Source organism: Streptomyces lancefieldiae (assembly GCF_031845825.1).
Taxonomy (GTDB): Bacteria; Actinomycetota; Actinomycetes; order Streptomycetales; family Streptomycetaceae; genus Streptomyces; species Streptomyces lancefieldiae.
On sequence record NZ_JAVRFH010000203.1, the window covers coordinates 1 to 1,544 of the forward strand.

Consider the following 1,544-nt stretch of genomic DNA (forward strand, 5'->3'; position numbering starts at 1 on the left):
GCGTAGCCGAACTCGCCCGTGGTCGCTCCCAGCCACTGCCTCGCCTGGTCCGCCGAGACCAGGCCGTCGGAGCTGCCGCGGATCGAGCAGATCGGCACGGACACCGGTTCGTCGGTGCTCGGCACGTAGTTCTCGTGCATCTCGCAGTCGGCCTGCAGCACGGGGAGGATCAGTTCACGCATCTCCGGGTGGTCAAGGGCCTCGTGCCGGAACCCCGCGAACTCCTCGACCCGGGCGAGGAACTCCTCGTCAGGAAGCCCCGTCGCCCGCCTCTCCCGCTGGGTCCACGGTCCCGGCGAACCACTGACGAACAACCGCTCGACCCTCACGTCGCGCGCGCTCAGCAGGTGCACCAGCTCGTAGGCGAGGACCGCACCCAGGCTGTGCCCGAACAGCACGGTCCCGGTGCCTTCGCCGAGCTCCACGACGATGTCATCGACCGAGTTCTTGGCGGCCTCGACGACGTTCCGGTACGGCGTCTGAAGGATGCGCCGTTCCCTGCCGGGCAGTTCGACCGGGACCACGCGCCACCGGCCGGCGGACAGCGCCCGCCACGGGTGGAAGAACGAAGGCCCTGCTCCCGCGAACGGCACGCACAGGAGCACGGTCCGGTCCCGGTCGTCCCCGGCCCTGCGGAGTTCTGTCACCCCGACCAACCTCCATCATCCATGCGACAATTCGTGGAGCCGTGGCCGGAGGATTCTCGTCCGGCCACGCGCGCGTCGTCCGCAGTCATCGCACCAGCTTGCGGGCGACGACCTTCATGACCTGGCCCGCAGGTTTGGGCATGTGCAGCGAGTCGTGCGTGCCGTCCACGTCGTACTCCTCGATGGACCCGAGAACGTACGGCCGCCACTCGGGTCCGTAGGACCCCTCGTGCTCGTCCAGCTTGGCGTTGAAGTACAGCACGTCGCCGCGGTAGACCGGCGGGGCGAACTCCTGCATTCTGGCCACGTTGTTGGCCCCCACCTGTGCCATGGCGTCCAGGAAGAGGCCCATCTTGTCCGTGTTCATGAACCGGCCGAAGAATTCCTCGATGTGCTGCCGGTAGACGTTCGGCACGGCGCCGGTCAGGTCCCTGAAACCGCTCGCCGGCTTGGAGTCCAGGATGGCCACGACGCCGACCTCGCGCCCGCTCCGGTCCAAGGCCTCCGCCAGGGCGTGCGCGAGCGGGGCTCCGTAGGACCAGCCGACCAGGTGGTAGGGCCCCTCCGGCTGGGTCTCGAGGATCCGGGCGAGGTAGTCGTCGATCATCTCCTGCACCGATCCCGCCAGCGTGCCCTTGCCGCCGGAGCCACGGGACTGCAGGGCGTAGGCCGCCCGGTCCCGCACGTACGGCGCGAAGGTGAAGTACATCCAGCCCAGACCGCCACCTCCATGGACAAACCATACCGGCGGTTTCCCGGTGCCGGGGTCCTTGTGCAACGGCAGCACGACGTCGAACGAGTCGACGTGGTCCTCGGGGATGCCGCTGCCCAGCAGCAGCGCGGCCAACTCGGCCGCCGTCGGGTACCGGACGATCGTCCTGACGGGCAGGTCGACGC

The 1,544-nt window shown here is 69.0% G+C and carries 2 protein-coding genes; both read right to left on the reverse strand.

What is annotated here, in order from left to right; genetic code table 11:
- The coding region (locus RM812_RS41605) for a thioesterase II family protein (RefSeq protein ID WP_311586140.1) at window positions 1–647 on the reverse strand (647 nt) is incomplete at its 3' end.
- An 85-nt stretch (window positions 648–732) separates the two neighbouring features.
- On the reverse strand, window positions 733–1,544 hold an 812-nt coding region (locus RM812_RS41610), incomplete at its 5' end, for a thioesterase domain-containing protein (protein WP_311586142.1).